Raw genomic sequence first — 22,079 nt, 5'->3', positions numbered from 1 at the left:
ATCTACACCTCCGGCACCACCGGGACCCCCAAAGGCGTAGCCACCACCCACCACAACGTCACCCAACTACTGACAACCTTGAACACCAGCCCCACACCCGCGGCGAAACAAGTCTGGGCACAATGCCATTCACTCGCCTTCGACGTCTCGGTATGGGAAATCTGGAGCCCGCTACTCCACGGCGGACGACTGGTCGTCATACCCGACTCGATCACCCTCTCCCCCAACGACTTCCACGACATCCTCGCTGCCGAACACGTCACGGTATTGACCCAAACACCCACCGCCGCAGCGATGCTCACGCCACACGACCTGGAACCTCTGACACTGATACTCGGCGGTGAAACCTGCTCCGCCCAGGTAGTAGACCGCTGGGCACCCGAACACACAGTCATCAACGGCTACGGACCCACCGAAACCACCATGTGCGTCACCCTCACCCCACCCTTGACACCTGAATCCGGAACACCACCGATCGGCTCACCGGTATCCACAGCAGCACTCTTCGTGCTGGATGAACGGCTACGGCCGGTTCCGGTGGGTGTGCCCGGCGAGTTGTATGTAGCCGGTGACGGAGTCAGCTGCGGGTATTGGCGCAGACCCACGTTGACCGCGACGCGGTTCGTGCCCTGCCCGTTCGGAGGAACCGGCACACGCATGTACCGCACCGGAGACCTGGTCCGCTGGGGAAGCGACGGCCAACTCCACTACGTGGACCGCGCCGACGAACAAGTCAAAATCCGCGGTTACCGCATCGAATGCGGCGAAATCCGCACCGCCCTAACACAACTCGACGGCATCGAACAAGCAGCCGTCATCGCCCGCGAAGACCACCCCGGAGACAAACGCCTCGTCGCCTACATCACCGGCACCGCAAACCCCACCGACATACGCAACCGACTCACCCGACAACTCCCCACCTACATGATCCCCGCCGCAATCATGACTCTTCCCGCACTACCGCTGACCGTCAACGGCAAACTCGACACCCGCGCCCTACCGGCACCCGAATACACCACCGGCAAATACCGTGCCCCCACCAATCCCACAGAAGAAATCCTCACCACCATCTACGCCCACACACTCGGACTCGACCACGTCGGCATCGACGACTCGTTCTTCGACCTCGGCGGAGACAGCATTTCATCGATGCAGGTGGTGGCGCGGGCCCAAACGGCCGGTCTCGTGTTCAGGCCGCGCGATATCTTCGTCGAGCAGACCGTTGCACGCCTGGCCGAGGTGGCGGAGGCGGCCGGCAGTGCCGACGGCCCGATCGACGACGGTGTCGGGCAGGTGGTCGCGACCCCGATCATGCGCTGGCTGCACAGTGTTCACGGCCCGATCGAGCAGTTCAATCTGATGGCGTTGCTGCAGGCGCCCGCGGAGGTCACCGAGACCGACGTGGTGGTGATGGTGCAGGCCTTGCTGGATCGGCATGCCATGCTGCGGCTCCGCGTCGACGACGACGGCGCCGGTGGGTGGTCGCTGCGGGTGCCCGAGGCGGGGTCGGTGGATGCGAGCGCTTGTCTGCAAGCGGTCGACGAGTTGTCCGATGAGGAGCTGACGAAGGCGCAATCTCGGTTGAATCCGGCCGCCGGGGTGATGCTCAGCGCGCTGTGGGTTGCGTCCACCCGCCAGTTGGTGCTGATAGTGAACCATCTGGCCGTCGACGTGGTCTCGTGGCGGATTCTGCTGGACGACCTCAACATCGCCTGGGCGCAACACCGTGCGGGGCAACAGGTCACGTTGCCGACAGCCGGGACGTCGTTCGCCCGGTGGGCATCGCTGCTGGCCGAGTACGCGCACCGCCCGGAAATCGCCGGGCAGGCGGCCGCTTGGAGGAAGGTGGCGGCGATCCCCGCCGCGATCCCGCCGGTGCAGCCCGAGGATACGTTCGCCACCGCCGAGCACATGGAGGTGTCACTGGACGCCGAAACCACCCGCACGATCCTCGGTGAGGTGCCGGCCGCGTTCGATGCCGGGGTACACGAGATCCTGCTGATCGCGTACGCCTTGGCGTGGACGGAGTTTTCGGGCAGCGGCAGCACGCCGATCGGCATCGACGTCGAGGGCCACGGGCGCGAGGAGGAGCTGGCCCCCGATGTCGACCTGTCGCGCACCGTGGGATGGTTCACGACCAAATACCCGGTGTCGCTGGCGGTGGGTGGGCTCTCGTGGGCGCAGGTAGCGGCCGGCGAGACAGCGCTGGGTGTGGTGATCCGTGACGCCGAGGAGCAACTTCGTGCGCTCCCGAACCCAGTGACCTACGGTCTGCTGCGCTACCTGAACACCGATGTCGACCTGGGCGGCTCCGACCCGCCGATCGGATTCAACTATCTGGGGCGCCTGGGCGTGCCGGTGCTCGACGCTTCGGCTGAGGATGATGTCTGGCGGCTCGGCTATTGGGGTTCGTTGTTCACCGACAACGGCAACGCCGGTCGCGCAATGCCACTGGCGCACACCGCGGCCGTCAATGCGGTCACCGTCGACAGCGACGGCGGCCCGCGCCTGCACGCCCAGTGGACATGGGCGCCATCCAAGCTCGATCGCGCGGCGATGACGGAGCTCAGCCGGCTGTGGTTCGAAGCCCTCGGTGGTATCTGCGCGTATGTGCGACACGGTGGGACCACGTCGACACCTTCCGATACCGCTCCCGCGCAGCAGAGTCAGCACGTCGATGCCGAGAAGAAGGCCGAGAACAAGCCCGGGAAAAAGCGTCTCAGCTACGCGGACTACCTTCACCTCGACGAGCTGCTCGGCGCTGTTCAGCCGTTGTTCGCGGGCGACGACCGTTTTGCTTGGAGCGACGAGAGGTACTTCCTGGTCGTCCACCAGACCTCCGAACTGTGGGTTTCGCAGATCCTGCTCGACCTCGAGCTCGCGCTGCAGTCCGCCCGTCTGGCGGAGTTCGACAACGCGGTCGATCGGTTGAAGCGTGCCAATGCCGTGCTCGAACTGATGCTGACGACAGAGAGCGCCCTACAGCATCTCGCGGTGGACGCCTTCCAGCAGTTCCGGCCTCGATTGCAGGGAGTGAGCGCGGCACAGTCGGACCAGTTGGCGACCTTGCTGGCCGGCGTTCGCCACGCTCCCGTGGCAGCTCTGCTGGAGATCGTGGCCGACCGGCACGACGACGACAGCACCCACCGCCGGCAGCGCCGCTATCTGGGCGCGCAGCTCGATGTGTTCATCGCCGGCCTCACGCGCTGGCGACTGAACCATCTGGACGTCGTCCGCCGCTTCATCGGCAACAGCCGGGGCACCGGGGGCACTGTCGGGCTCGGCTTCCTGATCGATCGCTTGCGTGATTCTTCGCGGCCGTCGTAGGGCTCGCTGGTCGCTCTGAGAGAGGTGTGGAATGCCGACACGTGCGTTGGTGCGCTACGGCACCCACCCGAGCCAGCACGGCACGCTCGGCCTTCCCGACTGCCCCGGCCGCTGGCCCGTTGCCGTGGTCATCCATGGCGGATTCTGGCGAACGGCCTACGGTGCCGACCTGACCTCCGAGCCGGCCGAGGATCTGGCACGACACGGCTTCGCCGCCTGGAACATCGAATATCGGAGAGTGGGCGGCGACCCGGACCGCGGCGGCGGCGGTTGGCCGGCCACCTGTCTCGACGTTGCCGCCGCCGTCGACCGGCTCGCCACGATCGGCCGGACCCTGGAAGTCGGCAGTCTCGACCTGTCACGAGTCGTCGCGATCGGGCATTCGGCGGGAGGTCAGCTGGCCGGCTGGCTGGCCGGTCGAGGATCGCTGCCCGCCGATTCTCCCGGAGCCTCGCCCCTTGTGCCGCTGACCGGGTTCGTCAGCCAGGCAGGAGTTTTGGACCTCGAGCTCGCGCTGAAGGAGGACCTGGGCTCCGGAGCCATCCGAAACTTCCTGGGCGCCTGGGCCGACGACCCCGCGGCCCGGTCGCTGGCTTGTCCCAGCGCATTGCTTCCGATGGGCGTCCCCTCGATGTGCGTGCACGGCACCGCCGATGACGACGTGCCACTCAGCCAGTCGCAGCGCTTCGTCGCCACAGCCCGACATGCCGGGGACGACTCCCGGCTACTGGTGCTCCCGGGCACCGACCACTACGCACTCATCGACGTCACGTCCTCCGCGTGGGCGGCCTGCCGCGCGGCGGTCATGGATTTGGCGCGCTGAAGCTCGCCACCCCCTCGCAACCCGCCGAATGACCTGTGCCCGATGCCCTTCCATCCCGAAGCGGGGCGCGCCGGGTGCTCAGGACGTCCGCGTCGCGCGGGCGCCCTTGCTGGCGAGGGCGGAGACCGGGAGGTCGAGGATGGTGCGGAAGCCGGGCTCGGCCGCGACGACCGCGGACACAGCGTTGCAGGCCATGGCCACTGTCGACAGGAAACTCTCGTAGCCGCCCGGTGCGATCACCTCGATAGTCTGCTCGCGGCCGACGAGGGTGAGGGAATCACCGCGGGCCACATCGTCGTCGGGCTCGAAAATGCCGAAGTGCGTGGCGAATTCGATGACCGGCTCGCCGGCCCGAATTCCCCGCGCCCGATGGACGACGCCCGCGACGGTGCCTGCCGGGACGGCGACGTGCTCGCCCGCCCTGTCGGCGCCCGCGACGAGGTGACGCTCCACGGGGTCCACCTCGATGCTGTCGAGTTCCCACTCGAGGCCACGCGCCAGCGCGGCGATGCTCTGGTCGAATCCGACATGCCCCATCACCCGGCCCGACCGCTGCCGCGCGTCGAACTCGTCCGGGGTGAGCCCGAGGCCGAACTTCTGCAGAATGGCGCCGTAGCGACTCATATCCGCGGTCCGACGCACCGATACGCGCTGGACCTCGGCGGTGAGCCCGCTGAGCACCAGCGGCAGCGTGTCCATCAGCATGCCGGGGTTGCAGCCGGTGCCCAGTACGGAGACGCCGTGCTCCCGCGCGACCCGGTCGAGGCGAGCCACGATCTCGGGGTGGCTCAGGCTCGGCTCGCGAAGCTCCTCGCAGATGGAGACCACGTTCATCCCCCGCTCGAGGAGCGCCGTGATCGTGGGCTCGATTCCCTCCAGCCACGACGACGTGGCGACGACGGCCACATCGGCGCGCGGCAGCTCCGCGGCCGACGAGACGACCGGCACCGCGGGTGCGCGCGCGACCAGCGACACCAGATCGACGCCCGAGAGCGCCGGCCGGATATCCAGCGCCCCCACCAACACGCAATCCTCGCGGGGGACGAGGGATTCGACGATGGCGAGACCGGTAGCGCCGAGACCGACGACCACCACCTCCAGCCCGACCCGCTCAGCCCGCATCATGCGTTCGGCGAACTGCTCGTACGTGAGGGTTGCCAGAGCGCTCATGGCACTCCTTTCTGAGTTGGGTGTGAGGTCACGCATGCCCGTGCAGCTTCTCGAGCTCCTCGGCGGTCGCCTCGTGGTGGACGCGAGCAGGCCCAGATCGCGAATCAGACGACTGATTCATTTGACTTTATCAGTTGATCAGACGTCGCCGAAGCGCAGCATTCGCTTCGAACGCGGCACGTTCCGAGGTGTTGACCCGTGTCATTTGCTTTGGCTACTCTCGATGATCATATGACTTAGTCGCATGAGTATTCCGGCGACCACGTCGGCCTTCATCCGACGCCTTCGTCCGGTTTCACAGCAAGCGCGTCATGGGTGGCAGAACGACCTTTTACCGCGCCTTCCGTGTGAGCGGTTGTTTCACGATCCTGCGAGCTGAACTTTTCCGCCCGGCGTGCGCGAGGACGCAACGGCCATCGAGAACAGGAACAACGAGGGATATCGATATGGAAGACCCCAGCCGGACGGCCGGTGCAGCATCAACGCTGTCGACGCTCGTCGTAGGGCAACAAACGCGGGAAGTGCTCGACCACTTCGGCTCCTGCCCCGAATGTGGTTATGCCGCAAACGCATTCATGAATGTCACCTACTATGCCGACGGCAGGACAACCGTAACCACACGCGGAACGTGCGGGCTCCCCTGCGGTTGGACCGGACCCACCGAGGTCACCAAAATGACCGGACCCAGCGCCCGATCCCGAACAGCCGGATGATTCCGGGCGGGATCGGTGCGCTCATCGCTGGGCGGGAGCCGGTCTCGCCCGCGACCACGGGCGATGCGGCTCAGTGGGCGAAGTGCGTCCGGAGATGATGCGCCGCGTCGGCAACAGCGCGCCTGGCCTTGCCGATGAAAGCCACCTCGGTGAAGAAGCCGTGTGGGACACCGTCGTACTGGCGGACCTCCACCTCGGCGCCGGCGCGCGACGCCGTCGCGGCGAAATGCTCGTAATCCGACCTCAGCACGTCCACCTCGGCCGCCACCAGCAAAGTCGGCGGCAGCGCGTGCAGCGTATCGGACAGGATGGGCACAGCGCGCGGATCCGCTTCGCCGTCCGCGGCGTAGTTCGACCAGAACCACAGCGCGTCGGTTTTGCAGAGGACCGGCGCGTGCTCGAAGACCTCCCAGGACGGGCCCGCGTGGGCGTTGGATGTCGCGGGGTAGGCCAGGACGAGCGCTCTCGGCATCGCGCGGCGGGCTTCGGCCGCGGCCGTGCAGACCGAGAGCGCAAGGTTGCCACCGGCGCTGTCACCGGCCAGCGCGATGCGGGACGGGTCCACCCCGAGTGACTCGGCCTCTCGCCGCACCCACTCGTAGGTCCGGAGGCAATCGTCCGCGGCCGCGGGGAAGACATGTTCGGGAGCGCGCCGGTACTCGACGGAGATGACGACGCACTCCGCCTCGACGCACAGCGACCTGCACACATCATCCGCGCCGTTCAACGTCCCCACGACGAACCCGCCGCCGTGGATGTAGATCGAAACCGGCAGTCCGAGCGCGGACGAAGGCCGGTAACAACGGACTCGGAGCGGATCGCCCGGCCCGTCGACGGTTCGCTCTTCGACGCTGTGCACGGGACGTATCGGCTGCCGAGCCGCGTCGACCGTATCGAAGATCGACCGCACGCCTTCCACCCCGTACCGGGCGTACGGAGGTGGGGGCGCCTGACTGAGCAGCGCTTGTGCGAACGCGCGCGCGTCCTCGTCGAGCAGGTCGAGCATCGCGGTGACGGACAGGCCCATTCGAGCTTCCTTCCAGGCCACCTACCACCTCGCTTCGGCGCACGAAGCGGGTCGCGGGTATTGACAGGACACCCGATTAGATCACATGATTAAGTCACATGACCACAGCTGCAGAGAGGCAGACATGTCCGAATCAACGAGTCACGCGGTGACAGGCAATGTGGCGGTGATAGACCGCCCCACCCCGATGGTTCTGTCGGTGGCGCGGCGTCTTCGCGACGCGTTTGCCCGTGGTGCGACATTCACCGCGACCGACGACGTCAGGACGGTCCGCCTGTCTTCGACCACCGACGCCCAGAAGGCCTTCGTCACCTTCGCCGGCTCGGAGGTCACCGTTGCCGCCGACAGCGGCGCGGAGCCGGTCCTCACCTGGGATGTGCGGTGGCCCGATCCGGCGCCGGCCGAGGTGGAGGGCGAGGCGCTGGGCAGCTTCGCGAAAGAGGTCCAGGTGTTGCTGTCCGGACCCGACGTCGACTGGCGTTCGGCCGCGGAGACGTTCTGGGAGCGCGTGAGCGCGGTCCGGGGCATGCCGCCCGGCCTCAACCTCTACTGCTTCGATGCGAACGAATTCGCGTCCTTCGGCGACGCCGCGACCGGCTACACGTTCGTCGGTTCGTCGGCCGCCCTGTCACGCATGTTCGGTGGCCGTTCGCTGGTCATAGAAGAACTCGAGGGTGGTGAACTCGCGCTGCAGGGTTCTATGTCCGATCTCTCGGCGCTGATCGGCGCCAACCTGAAGGTGGTGTGCGGTGAGCTCTGACCGTTTCGAAGAATTGACCTCGGTGTCGCGCGTGCGCGTCGAGGCGACCAACCAGGACGGCGTCCTGATCGGCAAGACGCTCTCACCGGCGAAGTACCGCTCGTGCCGGGAGAAGGGCATCGCGCTGCCCGACTTGGCCCTTGGTCTGGACCTGAACAACAACTCCGCGCTCGGTTTCGGCTTCCCGGAGTGGCGGCGCAACGGCACGATGACCGACATCGAGCTCCGGCCCGACGAGAGCACGCTGGTCGAATGGAAGCCGGGCGTGGCTTCGGTGATCGGCGACCTCTGGACCCTGCAGGGTGAACCCATCGGGGCAGACCCCCGCCAGGCGCTCAAGCGCATCACGGCCGCGTACGCGGAGCGCGGTCTGAGCATCCTGGCCTGCGTCGAGATCGAAGCGACCGTCTTCCAGGAGTCCATCGATCAGGCGCGCGCCCAGCAGTACCAGAACCTCACGCCGCTCGGCGGCAACGCCGGAGCCGCGCTCGTGCACGCGAAGTCTCCCGATTACGTGGAGTACGTGGAGGCCGTCGTCGCCCGGTTCGACGAGATCGGAATTCCCTGGGAGGCATATTCCGACGAGGCCGCCAGCGGTCAGATCGAATTCAACATCGCCCCCGCCGATCCGGTGACCGCCGCGGACCGGTGGGCGCGCGCCCGCCAGGTCATGCGCGAGGTCGCCTACTCGCTGGGCCGGTCGATCACCTTCATGTCGAAGTGGTCCGCGGCGTACGGCCAAGGCGCCCACCTCAACGTCTCGGTCAGCGACGAGAACGGCAACATCTTCTTCGACGCGAACAAGCCCGGCGAGCCCAGCGAGCGCATGCGGCACTTCATCGGTGGCGTGATGGCGACGCTCGAGGCGGCGACCAGCTTCGCCCTGCCGACCATCACCTCCTACCGGCGGCTGATGGAGCTCGAAGGGCCGCCGACCACTCAGACGTGGGGCGTCGCGAACAAGTCCTGTGCCGTTCGCGCCGTGCCGGCCGACAACTCCGCCACCCGCCTGGAGTACCGCCTGCCGTCCGCCGACTCCAACATGTACTGCACGCTGGCCGCGTTCCTGGCCGGCGGCTTGCTGGGACTCGACGAGAAGACACCGCCGCCCGCGCCGTTCGAGCAGATGGCCTGGGCGCTGGTGCCCGGTAGCGTGCCCGCGGTTCCGAAGAACCTCTACGACGCGGTCGCCGCGCTCGATGCCGACGATCAGCTGCGCCGGTATCTCGGTGACGAATTCGTCGACTACTGGGTCGGTCATCGCCGCTGGGAATGGCTGTCGTTCCACACCGAAGCCGAGCGTGACGACGCCCAGCTGTCGGTCTGGGAGTTCCTGCGCTACTTCGAACTCGCATGACCGGCGACGAACACCTGCGTGCCCTGGCCGCCGCCGTCCCCACTTCCTTCGGGATGTGGGAGGGCGGGGCGTGGACCGATGCGGCCGATGCCGAGACCCTCCCGCTGCGCGATCCGTGGACGGGCGAACAGTTCACCGCCGTGCCGTCGGCCGCCCCCGCAGATGTGGATCGCATCGTCAAGAACGCCCGTGCCGCGTTCGACAGCGGTGTGTGGTCGCGGATGGCGCCGACGGAACGTGGCCGCATCCTGATCGCCTGGGCCGACCTGATCGAACGTGATGCCGATCGACTCGCCGTGCTGATCTCCCGGGAGATGGGCAAGCCGGTCCACCAGGCCCGCGACTTCGAGGTCGCCTCCGCCGTGCGGAACCTCCGCTGGTACGGCGAGCTGGCGGACAAGCTGATGGACGACTCACCGCGGGGCCTCCAGGACGCCGTGGCGCTGGTGACGCGCGAGCCGCTGGGCGTCGTGGCAGCCATCACGCCGTGGAACTTCCCGATCAGCCTCGCCATGCTCAAGCTGGCGCCGGCGCTGACGGCCGGAAACAGCGTCGTCCTCAAGCCGGCGTTGCAGACCTCGGCCTCGTCACTGCGGCTGGCCGAGTTGAGCAGTCTCGCCGGGCTTCCCGACGGGGTGCTTCAGGTCGTCACCGGACGCGGCGCGACGGTCGGCACGGCACTGAGCCGGCACCACTCCGTGGCGTGTGTGACGTTCACCGGCTCGACCGAGGTCGGCCTGCGGCTGCTCGGCGACTCCGCGGTATCCAACGGCAAGCCGGTGTCTCTCGAGCTGGGCGGAAAGTCGCCGAACATCATCTTCGCCGACGCACCCGATCTCGAGCAGGCCGTTCGCACCGCGACATGGGCGTTCACCTTCAATACCGGGCAGATGTGCACCGCCGGGTCGCGGCTGTTCGTGGAGCAGTCGGTGTACGACGAGGTGGTCGCGGGCGTGTGTGATCAGGTTTCGACGCTCACGATCGGCGATCCGCTCGACCCGGGTACCGTGCTCGGCCCACTCAGCAGCCGCAACCAATGCGACACCGTGCTCGAATTCGTCAAATCCGGTGTGCGCGAAGGAGCCACGCTGTTGACGGGCAGTGAGCAGGCCCTCGACGAGGAGCGCTCCCTGGTCACGCCGACGGTGTTCGTCGACACCAACCCGTCGATGCAGATCACCCGCGCGGAGATCTTCGGGCCGGTCGTGTGCATCCAGCCCTTCCGGGACGAGGACGAAGCGCTCCGCCTCGCCAATGACACCGATTTCGGGCTGGGCGCGTCGGTGTGGACCCGTGACGTCTCGCGAATCCACCGGATGGCCCGCGGACTCGACGCCGGGAACGTCTGGGTGAACTCGTACGAAGAAGGCGTGCCGTCGACTCCGTTCGCAGGCCGGAATTTGTCCGGCAACGGTGCCGACAAGGGCACCTACGGGCTGGAGAAGTACACCCAGCTGAAGACGACCTGGATCGCCCTGTAGGGCGCTCCCCCGTCGGCCGTCGGCGGTGCGGGTCGAAGCCACGAGCCTCGGCCCGCGCCCGCGGCCAGATCCGAGAGACCTGATGCCAACGAATATCACTGCCGCGGTGCTCAACTCGGCGCCGGGCATGCTGGAACTGGAAACGCTCGTGCTGGACGAACCCGGCCCGGACGAGGTGCTCATCGACGTGCATTACGCGGGACTGTGCCGTTCGGACCTGCACGAGATCGAAGGCGTCTGGCCGGCCACCTGCCCGACCCTGCTCGGGCACGAGGCGTCCGGAGTGGTTCGGCGCGTGGGTGATCGGGTCAGCAACCTGCGCCCCGGCGACCATGTCGTGACGTGCCTGAGTATTTATTGCGGGGAATGCAGGTTCTGCCTGTCCGGCCGGATGACCCTGTGCCCCCGCCGCGGCTCGCTGGGGAGCCGGTCACGGCCGGTTCTGATCAACGCCCGTGGCCGGTCGGTCCACCCGACCGCGCGGCTCGGCGCGTTCGCCGAAGCGATGGTGGTACACGAACATTCGGCAGTGCGCATCCCGGACACCATGCCCCTCGCCGCCGCCTCCGTGCTCGGCTGCGCGGTGGTGACCGGGTTGAGTTCGGTGTTCCGCAGCGCCCGGGTGGAGCCCGGGTCGACGGTCGCGGTCCTCGGCTGCGGAGGAGTGGGTATCGCGGCGATCCAAGGCGCTCGTCTCGCCGGTGCTCGCGAGATCATCGCCGTCGACGCCGTCGAGGCGCGATTGACCGATGCCCTGAAGTTCGGCGCGACCGCGACCGTGCAGGCGGGGCAGGTCGACACGGTGGCGGCGGTGCGTGAACTGACCGACGGCGGTGTCGACTACTCGTTCGAGGCGGTCGGTTTCGCCGCCACGGTGGAGCAGGCCTTCGCCATGTTGGGGCCGGGTGGCACCGCCACGGTCGTCGGCCTGGTGCCCGACAACCAGCCGGTATCGATTCGCGCCTCGGAGCTGTTCATGCTCGAGAAGCGGCTCCAGGGAGCGTTGATGGGCTCCAACCGATTCCCCGCCGACATTCCCGGCTATGTCCGGTACTACGAGCAAGGCCGGCTGAACCTCGACGACATGATCTCGGCGATCGTGAGCCTTGAGCAGATCAACGAGGGATTCGAACTCATGAAGAACGCCGGGGGCACCCGGGTGGTCGTACGCATCGGAGACAACTCGTGAAACCCCTCATCGCCATCACCGGCCGGCGGATCTCCGCCACGACACTCGTGGGCGTCGACAGCCGTTGGGCAGCATGCCGGGCCGACATGTTCTGGGCCGAGTTCGGCATGAAGATCGCCGAGGCCGGTGGCGTTCCCGTCCTCCTCCCCTACGAGTCCGCGGGGCCCGAGGTCGTGTCGCGCGTCGACGCACTGGTGCTGACCGGTGGCCAGGACGTCGACCCCGAACTCTGGGGTGGGCCGCCGCCCACGCCCAACTCGACCGGCGGAGAAGTGCTGACGATCGACCGGCGCCGCGACGACTACGAGATCACCCTGGTGCGTCACGCCATCGCACGAGGCAAACCGGTACTGGGGATTTGCCGCGGCCAGCAGGTTCTCAACGTCGCCCTCGGCGGCACACTGATTCCGGATCTGCCCGACCAGGGGATCGAGCACTATTCCCTCGCCGCCGTCCCCGACCGGCGCCCCGACCGCGAACACACGGTCGATTTCGACGAAGGAACCCTCGCCGCGAAGCTCTACGGACCGCGCAGTGCGGTCAACTCGTGGCATCACCAAGCGGTCGATCGCCCGGGCGAGGGCCTGGTGGTCTCCGGGCGGGCCCCCGACGGCGTGGTCGAGGCCATCGAGCTGCCCGGCCGGCCGGTTCTCGGCCTGCAGTGGCATCCCGAAGCCATCGTCGAACTCGACCCCTGCTTCCCCTGGCTTGTCGAGCAGGCATTGCCTCAATCATTAGGAGATGGAAAGTGAACGGCCCGGCCGATCTCGACGTCGTCATCGTCGGCGCTGGAATTTCCGGAATCGCAGCAGCTGCCGAACTGCAGCGGAAATGTCCCGGCAAAAGTTTCGCGGTACTGGAGATGCGCGAATCCCTGGGTGGCACCTGGGATCTGTTCACCTACCCGGGCATCCGCTCCGACAGCGACATGTTCACGTTGGGCTACGGCTTCAAGCCCTGGACCGAACGGGAGGCGATCGCTTCCGGCGGAGCGATCAAGAACTACCTGCAGGAGACCGCTGATCAGTTCGGCATCACCGAGAAGATCCGGTTCGGAACGCGTCTGGTCTCCGCGTCGTGGAGCAGCGCGGACGACACCTGGACCCTCGGGTTGCGCAACGCGGACGGCGACACACAGCTGCGCTGCCGGTTCCTCCACCTCGCCACCGGCTACTACAGCTACCGCGGCGGGTTCAATCCCGAACTCCCCGGCGAGGATTCGTTCGAAGGCAGGGTGGTCCACCCCCAGGAGTGGCCGGAGGATCTCGACTACCGGGACCGCAAGGTCGCGGTGATCGGGTCGGGGGCCACCGCCATCACGCTCGTTCCCAGCCTCGCGGGCGAGACCGCGAAGGTGACCATGGTCCAGCGGTCGCCCACCTACGTGGCCATCGCACCGGCCGTCGATCCCGAAGCCGAGCGGTTGCGGGAGGAGATGGGTCCCGAGGAGGCGTTCAGCCGGATCCGCCTGCGTAATCTGCACGCCCAGCAGGAGATCTACCACTACGCGCGGCAGCACCCGCAGGAATTCAAGAAGGCGATATTCGACGCCATCGACGAGGTCGTCGGCGTGGAGGTTCGCAAAGCCCATTTCACTCCCACGTACGAGCCATGGGATCAGCGCGTGTGCCTGGTGCCCGGCGCCGATCTGTTCCAGGCGATCCGCAACGGATCCGCGGACGTCGTGACCGGCCACATCGACCGGCTCACCCCGACCGGCGTGGCGATGCGGGACGGGACTCATGTGGACGCCGACATCATCGTGAAGGCGACTGGTCTGGACCTCGTCATGGGCGGGGAGGCGACATTCGACGTCGACGGTGAGGTCGTCGATTTCGGGCGCTGCTGGACCTACAAGGGCCTGGCGTTGTCCGGAGTGCCGAACCTGACCTACGCCTTCGGATTCGTGAATTCGTCGTGGACGCTCCGTATCGAAGCGGTCGACGACTTCTTGTGCCGCGTTCTCGCGCATATGGACGAAGTCGGCGCACACCGAGTCACGCCGACGCTCGCACCGGGCGACGACGCCATGCCGCGACTCCCCTATACCGCGGGCGTGACCTCCGGTTATATGCAGCGAGCTGCCCAGCGCATGCCGGCACAAGGCGACCACGAGCCCTGGCTCAATCCGCAGAACTACGCCGAGACCATGCGACTGCTGGAGTCGGTCGACGACGACGTTCTCCGCTATGTCTGATCCGAGAACGACCGCGGCGACGCACGCCTGGGCGGCGCTGACGCCCACGGCGTTCCTCGACCGCGCCGCGGCCGCACACCGATCCCGCATCGCGGTCGTCGACGGCGACCAGCGCTGGACCTACACCGAATTCCGGGATCGGTGCCGGCGGCTGGCGGGCGGGCTACGAGAGATCGCCGCGGGGCGGCCGGTGGCGGTGCTGGCGCCCAACACCCACGAACTTCTGGAAGCCCACTACGGCGTGCCCTGGGCGGGAGTTCCCCTGGTAGCACTCCACACTCGACTCGGCATCCGGGAATTGACCTACATCCTGGAGCATTCGGGTAGCGGTGTGATCGTGTGCGATGCCGGCTATGCGAACCTGGTCCGCGAGGTCTGCGCGGGCCTGGAGAAGCCCCCCGTGGTCATCGGTTCGGGAGGTGCCGACTCCGACTACGAGAATCTGATCGCGAACGCCACGCCCTTCCAGGAACAGATCACCGACGAAAGTTCGCTGCTGGCAATCAATTACACCTCCGGCACCACCGGAGCACCGAAGGGGGTCATGTACCACCATCGCGGTGCGTACCTGCAGTCGCTGGCCATGGCGAGTCACTTCGCGCTCGGCCCGCACTCCGTCCACCTGTGGACGTTGCCGATGTTCCATTGCAACGGCTGGTGTTTCACCTGGGCCGTCACGGCGGCCGGCGGCACGCATGTGTGCTTGCCCAAGGTCGAGCCCGCCGAAATGTGGCGGCTGATCCGGCAGGAGGGCGTCACCGGTCTGAACGGCGCTCCGGCCGTGCTCGACATGATCGCGCACTCCGACGATGCCTCGACGCTGTCGCGCGCGGTGTCGGTGGACACCGGAGGTGCGCCGCCCGCACCGGCCGTGCTGCGCCGGATGACGCGCCTCGGATTCGACGTCACGCATCTCTACGGGCTGACCGAGAGTTTCGGCCCCGCGCTCATCTGTGAGCCGGTGCCGGAGTGGGAGGGTCTCGACGACGAGGCCGTGATCCGGCTGAAGGCGCGACAAGGGGTCGGCAATATCGTCTCCCTGCCGCCACGGGTGGTCGACGATGCCGGCCGCGACGTACCCGCCGATGGCAGCACAGTCGGTGAGATCGCGCTACGCGGCAACAACGTCATGCTCGGTTACCTCGACGACGAGGCCGCCACCCGGGAGGCGATTCCGGACGGCTGGTTCCGAACCGGCGATCTCGCGGTGCGCCATCCCGACGGGTATGTCGAGCTTCGCGATCGGAGCAAGGACATCATCATCAGCGGGGGCGAGAACATCGCGAGCGTGGAGGTCGAGCACGTGCTGGCGGAGCACCCCGCGGTGCTCGAGGCGGCAGTCGTCGGAACCGCCGATCCCCGCTGGGGAGAGATCCCTGTCGCGTTCGTGCACCTCGCCCCGGGAGCCCATGCCACCGCCGAGGAACTCGTGGAGCATGTCAAAGGGAGCCTGGCGCGCTACAAGGCTCCTCGCGAGGTTCTCTTCGGTCCCCTTCCCAAGACGTCGACGGGCAAGACGCAGAAGTACCTGCTGAGAGCCCGAGCGGCCGAAGCGCATTCCCCGGCAACGGAGGGTACGGGCGGCAACCGCGAGACCTGAACCCGTTCGGCCGGAACGTATTCGGCGACCGACTACGAAGCCCACCGCTGTCGAAACCAGGCCCCGGAGCTCGCACCCACGAGCGCCGGGGCTGGAAGACGTTGTCACCCAGACGATTCGACGAACTCACGTCCGACCGAGGGCCTTGGGGGTTGCGGAGCCCCATGGATCTACCCGACGACGGCAATGACCAGCCGACCGGATCCGAGCGTGTTCACACCGCCGAACGCCGCGCGATCCATCCGGCGCGACCCCTACCCCCGAATCCCGCTGCACATAGCCGGGATTCCCGCGCAGATCACATCCGCGTAGGCATCGGCGCGCGCCCGATCCCGATCCGAGGCCCACTGCAACACAAGCCCGTCGGTGGCACCGATCAGCACCGAGGCGAGATTCGCGATGGCCTCCGCGCGCGCGGACGGCCCGGCCGCGCGCTGCAGCACGTCGGTGACCGCCCGCAGGAAGACGTCGTAGGACTCCTTCGCGAGCGCCGGCCGATGACGGGTCATCCACATGTACAGATCGACCTCGGCCAACGCGTAGTCCGGATGGTCCATGAGCCAGCGCACCGAACGCCGGACGACCTCTGCCGCGGTCACTTCGAGCTCGGCCGGCTCGATGGAGGTGAACTGCTTGGTGACTTCGGCGGCGAGGTGCTCGAAGACGGCAAGGAAGAGGCCGTCCTTGTCCCGGAAGCAGTAGTGCAGTGAGGCCAGTGGCGCGTCGGCCGCTTCGGCGATCCGGCGTGTCGTCGCGCTCGCGACCCCGCGCTCGGCGATGACCCGGACTGCCGCATCGATGAACTGGATCGAACGATCCTCTGTCGACACGTGGGGCAACTGGTTCACCTCATTCGTTCGTCGGCGCACGTAGGCGCCCTGATTAATTGATCAAGTCAAGCGTACAGATCGCGGCGTCGGGCGAGCACGCGTGACCCTCGCGAAAGTGACGGCAAACACCCCTACTCCCCGATTATTCCGCTCACCTCTTGACATCGGGTGTGGTGCGCCCCACAATCGGATCAATCGATCAGATCAAATGACTAAGGCGTTTGATCTAACGTGGAAATGGAGAGTTATGACTACCGAAGCCAAGGCCGCTCTACGATCCGTCGCGGCGACGACCCCGCTCGCCGAGATCCTCGACATCGTCGCCAAGGACGGCGGCGTGATCATCGAGAACTTCCTGTCGGCGGACCAGATCGCGCGGTTCAACGCCGAGGTCGAGCAGCCCATGGCAGCGCTGGCTCCCGGCTCGACCCATGAGAACGCGATCGTCGCGGAGTTCCATGGGGCCAACACCAAGCGACTGACGAATCTGGTGACGCACAGCAAGACCTTCCGCGAGGAGATCCTCGAGCAAGACTTGATCCACGACCTCTGCGACGCGCTGTTCCTCGAGGAGTCCGGTACCTACTGGCTGACCACGGCGCAGCTCATCGAGATCGGCCCCGGAAACCGCGCGCAGTTCCTGCATCGGGACCTCGAGAACTGGTACCCGTTCGTCGGCATGGGCCCGCAGGGTCCCGAGGTGTGCGTGAACTTCATGATCGCGTTCACCGACTTCACCGAGGAGAACGGCGCCACGCGGGTCATCCCGGGCAGCCACCTCTGGGAGGACTTCGAGAATCGCGGCACCCCCGAGGACACCATCCCCGCAGTCATGAAGGCGGGTGACGCGTTCTTCTACAGCGGCAAGACCGTGCACGGCGGCGGAGCGAACGTCACGACCGACGAGTACCGCCGGGGACTGGCCTTCCCGCTGAACCTGGGCTTCCTCACCGGTGAGGAGGCGTACCCGTTCCTCGTCGACATGGAGATCGCCAAGCAGCTCTCGCCGCGGGTGCAGCGGATTCTCGGTTTCCGTTCCCAGTACCCCAAGGGCTCGCCCGGCCTCTGGCAGGTGGACTACAGCGAGCTCGGGGACTACCTGAAGCTCTGAGGTGCCGGTCGGCACATCTCTCGCCTCGCGACCCGCCGGAGAGGCGACGAGTCCTCTCCGGCGGGCCCGCCCGCAGCCCTCAAGGAAAAGTATGGGAATCGACTCCTCCAGAACCGCATTCGAGCGGACCCGTCGCAGCGTCGGCGGCGGCGTCAGCTCGGGCCTTCGTGCCACGATGCGACCGGTTCCGCTCTTCGTCGAGAGTGCTCGCGGAGCCCATGTCTGGGACCTCGACGGCGATCGCTACGTCGACTACGTGATGGCGTGGGGACCGTTGGTCCACGGACACAGTCATCCCCACGTCCTCGACTCGGTGGCGCGAGTCATGACATCGATGCAGGTCGTGGGAATGGGCCATCGCCTCGAGTACGAAGCCGCGGAGGCGGTACTCGAATCGGTGCCCGGTGCTCAGCGTTTGGTGTGGACGAACTCGGGGACGGAGGCCGTGCAGGTCGCCTTGCGGCTGGCACGCGCAGCAACCGGCCGACACCGAATCGTCAAGTTCAGGAAGGCCTACCACGGCTGGCAGGACAGCGTGTACGCCGGCATGAGCGCGGACGACACCGGTGAGACCGCCGTCCCGGCCAGCCGCGGGCAAAGTCCCCACGCCTATGCCGACCTGATCATCAGCCAGTTCAACGACACCGCCGCCATCGCCGAACTGCTCGCTCGCGCCGAGGAGCGCCAGATCGCCGCTGTACTCATCGATCCGATCATGAGCAACGCCGGAGTCCAGGCGCCGGCACCCGGCTTCCTCGAAACTCTGCGCAGCCTGTGCGACCGGCATGGCGTCGTGTTGATCTTCGACGAGGTCATCGCCGGATTCCGGATCGCACGCGGTGGCACCGCCGAAAGGTTCGGCGTACGCCCGGATCTCTCGGTGTTCGGCAAAGCGATCGCCGGTGGATTCACGCAGAGTGCGGTCGTGGGACGCGCGGACATCATCGATCTGGTCGAGCAGGGAGTCACCCATGCCGGAACGTTCAACGGCAACCCCGTAGCCCTCGCGGCGGTGAAGGCCGCGATGGAGTTGTCCGCTACGCCAGGCGTATTCGACAAGCTGGAAGATCTGGGAGACGCCTTCGAGCAGGCGATCGCCGACGTGCTGTTCTCGACCGGCGCGCCCGCCAGTCTCCGGCGCGTCGGGTCGCTCGTGCAGTTCGTGCCGCGCGATCAGGCGACGAGCCTGCACGGCACGGACGGACTGTGGGCCGAGATCGCCGCCGGCATGCTCGAAGCGGGTGTCGTCTTCATGCCGTCCGGAAAGATCTTCCTCAGCACCGCGCACACGCTCGCCGACATCCAGGAAACGGCCTCGCGCCTCGAGCGAGTCCTGCAGCAGGTCAGCGCCCGTTCCGCATAGCGAACACCACCGATCCGATCCCCCAGCCGCGACGCGGACGGGTCTATCGACCGAACGGGTGGTCGCTGTGCCGCCCGTTCACCACGCCCCGTCACCCGTTCCGCGTCACGACTCTGCTCGATGCGGTTGGGCGAGTGCGGCGTACCTACACCGAATTCTGTTGAATCGAAGGAATTCTCGATGAATACGCTCGCAATGGCGTTGCTTCTGGCCACCGATTTGTGGATGGCGGCAGCCGGCCTCTATTACGGGGTGCAAATCATTCGCCGCTACCGCAACTATCTGCTCGGTCTCGAGTGGCTGGTGATCGGGGTATCGGGGGCGAACGTTCTGTTCCTGGGCGCCACCGGGGTCGATCATTCGGGCGTGAGCTACCACCTGATGGTGTTCTTCGACGCGTTCTCGCGTTCGTTCGGCATGACGCTGGTGTTCGTTCTCGGCATGATGGCGGTGACCCGCGGGTACCGCGCCTCGCTCGCGGTCGAGGCCGCCGCCTTCGGGGCAGCGACCGTGGTCGGGCTGTGGCGAACGATCGACGTGCGGCCCGTCAGCCCGCCATGGTCGCTGTTCTACCTCGCGCTGAATCTCGCTGTGGCGGTGTTCATGGTGACGGTCGCCGGCCGGCTGTGGCGGATCGGTGAACGACGTTGCGCGGCTGGCGTTTTCATCGCGACCATCCTCGGGGCGATCGTCGCGTCGACCTATGACTTCGTCCATATTCCCGGCGACGACGCCGACCACACGTTGTTCTACATTCCGGCACTGGCGATCTGGGCGCTCATGGTCACGACCTACTACCACGGCTACCGGGCACTCGATGATCACAATCGGGCACTCGCCCGGAAGGCTGCGGTCACTGTTACCGCATCGCCGGAATAACGCACGCCGACATCCATCTACGGCTGCATGAGCATGCATCACCGCGCAAGGACGCGCACATTCTCGATTCGCACAGTTCGGAAAACACTATGACAGCTCAAGATTCGCCCACGCCCGCGACCGACACAGAAACCGGTTCCACAGTCTCCACCGACGCTTCGCCCGCGGCCATCACCCTCAATCACGCCGGAAATGCATTCATCTGGACGTATGTCCTGGCGATCTTCGGTGTATGGACGGCCGTTCTGACCCCGACCATGATCACTTTAGCACTCCGGGTCGCGCAGGCCGTCCCGGCCCATACCTCCGTGGCCTATTCGGCGATCGCGGCCACGGGCGCTCTGATCTCGCTGCCCGCGGGCCCGTTCTTCGGGCGTCTGGCCGATATCACCATGTCGCGCTTCGGCCGACGACGGCCATGGCTGGTGGTCGCGGCCACCACCATTCTGGCGGGCAACGCCATCGTCGCCGTTTCCGGCTCCATCGCCGGACTTATCGTCGGATGGATCATCGTCTCGGTATCCGGCACCATCGGATTGACGGTGTTGTGGTCCATGCTCGCGGATTCCATTCCGCCGGAGCGTGCGGGTTTCGTCGCCGGTCTCGCCGGTGCGGCGCAGGGCGTGGGGCTCATCGCAGGGACCTTCATCGTCCGCATCACCCCGGGAATGACCGCACGCCTTCTCATTCCGGCAGCTCTCGGCGCCGGTCTCGTCCTGCTATTCGTCGCCATTCTCCGGGAAACCGACTTCGCGGGACATGTCCGGCCGGTCTTCAACGTCCGCGACTTTGCCCGGACTTTGTATTTCGATCCGAGAAAGGCACCCGATTTCGCCTGGTGCCTGGCCTCCATCTTCGGGATCACGGTCGGCGCCGCCGTCGTAGCGACCTTCCTGGTCTACTTTCTGCAGAACGCGTTGAAGCTCGACGAGGCTGCCCTGGTTCCCACCGTCTTCGAGGCGACGCTGATCATCAACGGTACGGCGTCGATCATCAGTCCCCTGGGCGGCCGCCTCGCCGACCGGATCGGCAGGCGCAAACCCTTGTTCGCCGCCGCGGGCCTGCTCGTCGCCGTCGGGTGCACCGTGATGGACGTCGTCGGCACCGTCCCCGAATTCCTCACCGGCTGTGTGTTCTTCGGCATCGGATACGGCCTGCTGCTCGGGCAGATGCTGGCCTTGGCGGCATCCACGATGACCTCGTGGGAGAACGCGGCCCGCGACCTCGGCCTGGTCGTGCTGACCCAGTCGGCGGCATTGATGGTCGCACCGCTCGTGGCCCCGGCACTCCTCGCCATCGACGGCCCGAACAACTACCGCCTGCTGTACGCGTTCGGTGCGGCCGCCGCCCTGCTCGCGGTGCCGGCGCTACTCGGCATCCGGCGCCGGTGCTGAGCCGACCGATCCTCGAAAGAACGATCCACACAACAGAAATCGGATGACATGAAGATCACCAACCTGGTCGCGACCACCTGCCTCACCGCGCTCACTGTCAGCCTGACCACCGCGGTCGCCTGCGCCGACCCCGCACCCGCGAACCCGGCGACTCCCCCGAATTCGAGTATCCGCACCACCGTCCTTCCCGGTATCCACTACACCTCGAGCATCGTCGACGGATCGGTGCGGATCAGCACCGACGGCGGGTCACTCACCGTGCGCGGCAACCAGTTCCAGGTCCTGGACGCACAGGGCAACCTCGCCGCCGGGTTCCCGCTCACCTACCGCAAGGACGACAAGGACTGGCCCATCGCGGCACGGATCGACGGCAACACCGCGACGCTGTCACCCAGTACCGACCCCGCGTCGGCCCGGCCCGCCACTCCGGTGGAGCTTCCGCGTCCGGTCGCGTCCGAAGCACAGTTCCAGAACGCGATGGCCACGGCCGCAACCGAATTCGGTTTGGCGATCAGCGTCGGCACCTTGATCGGCACACTCATCGGCCTCCCGCTGGGCTGCATCGCGGGTGCACTGACCGTGGGAACCATCACCTTCCCCGTCTTCTTCGCCGGTGCGCTCGGCGGATGCCTGGCCGGCGCCGCGGTCGGTGTCGCCTTGGGGTCCGCCGCCGGAATCATCCTGGTCGGCGTGCCCGTCGGCATCGCCGCCCTGATCGACTTCACCAACCAGGTCACCGCCCCCGACCCGGCGACCACACCCGCCTCATAACAGCAACCGACACAACCCGATTGCCGTTGCGGCCGCGCTCGCAGCGGCAATCGGATCATTCCTGCCCGCCCCGGCGGCGGGCCGATC

General features: G+C 66.8%; 17 protein-coding genes. 14 read left to right on the top strand and 3 right to left on the bottom strand.

The genetic code is table 11. The features are described 5' to 3' along the window. Nucleotides 1–3,327: tryptophan 2,3-dioxygenase family protein (locus A5780_RS36685; protein ID WP_156769754.1), on the top strand; the 3,327-nt coding region annotated here is incomplete at its 5' end. A 31-nt stretch (nt 3,328–3,358) separates the two neighbouring features. Further along, nucleotides 3,359–4,150, top strand: a complete 792-nt coding sequence (locus A5780_RS36680) for a S9 family peptidase (RefSeq protein ID WP_064911308.1) — start codon at nt 3,359–3,361, stop codon at nt 4,148–4,150. A gap of 78 nt (nt 4,151–4,228) precedes the next feature. Here A5780_RS36680 and A5780_RS36675 read toward each other — a convergent pair whose 3' ends face one another. Both A5780_RS36675 and A5780_RS36670 read right to left on the bottom strand, forming a co-directional pair. Further along, on the bottom strand, nt 4,229–5,320 hold the full coding sequence (locus A5780_RS36675; RefSeq protein WP_231983211.1) for a dihydrodipicolinate reductase: 1,092 nt from the start codon (nt 5,318–5,320) through the stop codon (nt 4,229–4,231). A 783-nt stretch (nt 5,321–6,103) separates the two neighbouring features. After that, on the bottom strand, nt 6,104–7,060 hold the full coding sequence (locus A5780_RS36670) for an alpha/beta hydrolase (RefSeq protein ID WP_064911307.1): 957 nt from the start codon (nt 7,058–7,060) through the stop codon (nt 6,104–6,106). 148 nt (nt 7,061–7,208) lie between these two features. On the opposite strand from A5780_RS36670, the gene A5780_RS36665 reads away from it, so the two are divergent. The 7 genes from A5780_RS36665 to A5780_RS36635 all read left to right on the top strand — a co-directional run bounded on the left by A5780_RS36665 (nt 7,209) and on the right by A5780_RS36635 (nt 15,644). After that, nucleotides 7,209–7,820, top strand: a complete 612-nt coding sequence (locus A5780_RS36665; protein ID WP_063010691.1) for a hypothetical protein — start codon at nt 7,209–7,211, stop codon at nt 7,818–7,820. Further along, nucleotides 7,810–9,177, top strand: a complete 1,368-nt coding sequence (locus A5780_RS36660; protein WP_064911305.1) for a glutamine synthetase family protein — start codon at nt 7,810–7,812, stop codon at nt 9,175–9,177. The genes A5780_RS36665 and A5780_RS36660 overlap by 11 nt, the downstream gene beginning before the upstream one ends. Further along, a complete protein-coding gene (locus A5780_RS36655) occupies nt 9,174–10,658 on the top strand; it encodes an aldehyde dehydrogenase family protein (RefSeq protein ID WP_064911304.1) in 1,485 nt (494 codons plus the stop codon). The genes A5780_RS36660 and A5780_RS36655 overlap by 4 nt, the downstream gene beginning before the upstream one ends. Before the next feature lie 82 nt (nt 10,659–10,740). After that, nucleotides 10,741–11,847 (top strand): Zn-dependent alcohol dehydrogenase, encoded by a 1,107-nt coding sequence (locus A5780_RS36650; RefSeq protein ID WP_082976928.1) that lies wholly within the window; start codon nt 10,741–10,743, stop codon nt 11,845–11,847. Beyond that, complete coding sequence (locus A5780_RS36645; RefSeq protein WP_064911303.1) at nt 11,844–12,599, top strand: gamma-glutamyl-gamma-aminobutyrate hydrolase family protein; 756 nt, start codon at nt 11,844–11,846, stop codon at nt 12,597–12,599. Before A5780_RS36650 ends, A5780_RS36645 begins: the two co-directional genes overlap by 4 nt. After that, nucleotides 12,596–14,044, top strand: a complete 1,449-nt coding sequence (locus A5780_RS36640; protein WP_064911302.1) for an NAD(P)/FAD-dependent oxidoreductase — start codon at nt 12,596–12,598, stop codon at nt 14,042–14,044. The genes A5780_RS36645 and A5780_RS36640 overlap by 4 nt, the downstream gene beginning before the upstream one ends. Then, nucleotides 14,037–15,644 carry an AMP-binding protein gene (locus A5780_RS36635; RefSeq protein ID WP_064911301.1) on the top strand — a complete coding sequence of 536 codons (1,608 nt, stop codon included), beginning with the start codon at nt 14,037–14,039 and terminating at the stop codon, nt 15,642–15,644. The genes A5780_RS36640 and A5780_RS36635 overlap by 8 nt, the downstream gene beginning before the upstream one ends. Nucleotides 15,645–15,898: 254 nt before the next feature. Here the strand turns inward: A5780_RS36635 and A5780_RS36630 are convergent, their stop codons facing one another. Continuing rightward, on the bottom strand, nt 15,899–16,474 hold the full coding sequence (locus A5780_RS36630; RefSeq protein WP_181064028.1) for a TetR/AcrR family transcriptional regulator: 576 nt from the start codon (nt 16,472–16,474) through the stop codon (nt 15,899–15,901). 247 nt (nt 16,475–16,721) lie between these two features. On the opposite strand from A5780_RS36630, the gene A5780_RS36625 reads away from it, so the two are divergent. From A5780_RS36625 to A5780_RS36605, 5 genes are all read left to right on the top strand, one after another. After that, complete coding sequence (locus tag A5780_RS36625) at nt 16,722–17,585, top strand: phytanoyl-CoA dioxygenase family protein (protein ID WP_064911300.1); 864 nt, start codon at nt 16,722–16,724, stop codon at nt 17,583–17,585. Between the two features lie 91 nt (nt 17,586–17,676). Next, nucleotides 17,677–18,948 carry an aspartate aminotransferase family protein gene (locus A5780_RS36620; RefSeq protein WP_064911299.1) on the top strand — a complete coding sequence of 424 codons (1,272 nt, stop codon included), beginning with the start codon at nt 17,677–17,679 and terminating at the stop codon, nt 18,946–18,948. Nucleotides 18,949–19,074: 126 nt separating this feature from the next. Then, nucleotides 19,075–19,827 carry a hypothetical protein gene (locus A5780_RS36615; protein WP_231983210.1) on the top strand — a complete coding sequence of 251 codons (753 nt, stop codon included), beginning with the start codon at nt 19,075–19,077 and terminating at the stop codon, nt 19,825–19,827. Nucleotides 19,828–19,916: 89 nt separating this feature from the next. Then, nucleotides 19,917–21,221 carry an MFS transporter gene (locus A5780_RS36610; protein WP_063010713.1) on the top strand — a complete coding sequence of 435 codons (1,305 nt, stop codon included), beginning with the start codon at nt 19,917–19,919 and terminating at the stop codon, nt 21,219–21,221. A gap of 48 nt (nt 21,222–21,269) precedes the next feature. Further along, nucleotides 21,270–21,992 (top strand): hypothetical protein, encoded by a 723-nt coding sequence (locus A5780_RS36605; protein ID WP_064903440.1) that lies wholly within the window; start codon nt 21,270–21,272, stop codon nt 21,990–21,992. The last annotated feature ends 87 nt before the right edge of the window (nt 21,993–22,079 follow it).

The organism is Nocardia sp. 852002-20019_SCH5090214, assembly GCF_001665865.1.
Classification (GTDB): domain Bacteria; phylum Actinomycetota; class Actinomycetes; order Mycobacteriales; family Mycobacteriaceae; genus Nocardia; species Nocardia nova.
This window is presented reverse-complemented; position numbering and strand designations above follow the sequence as displayed.

Excerpts from the sequence above, each read along its gene's own strand:
- A5780_RS36675 (WP_231983211.1), bottom strand. The coding sequence starts at position 5,320 with ATGAGCGCTCTGGCAACCCTCACGTACGAGCAGTTCGCCGAACGCATG.
- A5780_RS36635 (WP_064911301.1), top strand. The coding sequence starts at position 14,037 with ATGTCTGATCCGAGAACGACCGCGGCGACGCACGCCTGGGCGGCGCTG.
- A5780_RS36625 (WP_064911300.1), top strand. The coding sequence starts at position 16,722 with ATGACTACCGAAGCCAAGGCCGCTCTACGATCCGTCGCGGCGACGACC.
- A5780_RS36620 (WP_064911299.1), top strand. The coding sequence starts at position 17,677 with ATGGGAATCGACTCCTCCAGAACCGCATTCGAGCGGACCCGTCGCAGC.
- A5780_RS36670 (WP_064911307.1), bottom strand. The coding sequence starts at position 7,060 with ATGGGCCTGTCCGTCACCGCGATGCTCGACCTGCTCGACGAGGACGCG.
- A5780_RS36605 (WP_064903440.1), top strand. The coding sequence starts at position 21,270 with ATGAAGATCACCAACCTGGTCGCGACCACCTGCCTCACCGCGCTCACT.
- A5780_RS36655 (WP_064911304.1), top strand. The coding sequence starts at position 9,174 with ATGACCGGCGACGAACACCTGCGTGCCCTGGCCGCCGCCGTCCCCACT.
- A5780_RS36680 (WP_064911308.1), top strand. The coding sequence starts at position 3,359 with ATGCCGACACGTGCGTTGGTGCGCTACGGCACCCACCCGAGCCAGCAC.
- A5780_RS36610 (WP_063010713.1), top strand. The coding sequence starts at position 19,917 with ATGACAGCTCAAGATTCGCCCACGCCCGCGACCGACACAGAAACCGGT.
- A5780_RS36650 (WP_082976928.1), top strand. The coding sequence starts at position 10,741 with ATGCCAACGAATATCACTGCCGCGGTGCTCAACTCGGCGCCGGGCATG.